This window comes from Nocardia sp. NPDC058497 (assembly GCF_042720195.1).
GTDB lineage: Bacteria > Actinomycetota > Actinomycetes > Mycobacteriales > Mycobacteriaceae > Nocardia.
In genome coordinates, this window is record NZ_JBHXMY010001025.1 from 1 (window position 1) to 1,157 (window position 1,157).

1 protein-coding gene is annotated in these 1,157 nt (G+C 61.8%); it reads left to right on the forward strand.

Annotation, left to right across the window (positions count from 1 at the left end; all coding sequences use genetic code 11):
* Nucleotides 1-194: 194 nt before the first annotated feature.
* Nucleotides 195-1,157: serine/threonine-protein kinase (locus ACFWPJ_RS33425; RefSeq protein WP_378857609.1), on the forward strand; the 963-nt coding region annotated here is incomplete at its 3' end.

A 1,157-nucleotide genomic window follows, 5' to 3' on the forward strand; every position in this document is an offset into this window, starting at 1 on the left:
TATAACTAACACCACAGGCTGCGCCGGGCGGTGAACAACCAAACCCCACAAACACACGCGGCCCCGCCTTTTGGGGGGGGCCTCTTCGCTGTCGTAGCAGCGTCAGCTGGCGACGGCTCGCTAGCAGTCACAGGAAACTGGCCGCTGGTACGCTTCGCGAAGTTTGTGCAGGTTAGCCAGTGAGGTTGAGGGACATGGATGGGAAGCCGTTCGGCAGGTACCAACTGCTTGAGATGCTCGGCGAGGGAGGGATGGGCCAGGTTTTCAAGGCATTCGACACCCTCACCGACCGCATCGTCGCAATCAAGATCCTTCCGCCGGAAACCGCCACCCACCGCGACTTTCAGGACCGGTTCCGGCTCGAAGCCCGCATCACCGCGGGCCTGCGCGAACCTCACGTAGTTCCGATCCACGACTTCGGCGAAATCGACGGCCGCCTCTACCTGGACATGCGCCTCATCGAAGGCTCAGACCTCAAACAGATTATCGCCGACAGCGGGCCACAACCCGCAACTCGCGTCGTCGCGCTCATCGACCAGATCGCCTCAGCGTTGGATGCTGCGCATTCGGCGGGACTCGTACACAGAGACATCAAGCCCTCCAACATCCTCGTGACCGACAACGACTTCGCCTACCTGATCGACTTCGGTATCGCCCGTGCCGCTGGCGAAGCCGGGTTGACGAGCACTGGAACCACTATAGGCACCTTTGCCTATATGGCACCTGAGCGGTTCTCCACCGGGTCGGCAGACGCCCGCAGCGACGTCTACGCGCTCGCCTGCGTCCTCTGTGAATGCTTGACGGGACACCAGCCCTTCCCCGGCGAGAGCTTGGAGCAACAAATCTCGGCACATCTGACGACACCTCCCCCCCTCCCTAGCACCGCAGATGTCGACATCGTGCCGGTGTTCGATGACATCGTCAGGCGTGGGATGGCCAAGGACCCGGCAGACCGGTACAGCAGCGCTGGCGAACTTGTAGCCGCGGCCAAAGCCGCACTCGCCAGCTATCGACCAGACAGGACGGCTCCAGCAACGCTCACCAAGGGACGAGCTCCTCGGAACATTGACGATGACCACAATGCAGTGTCAAAACGACGGCGTCTACTCATCGGCATGGCCCTCGCAGTGGCCATCAGCATTGGCGCTGTCTGCATC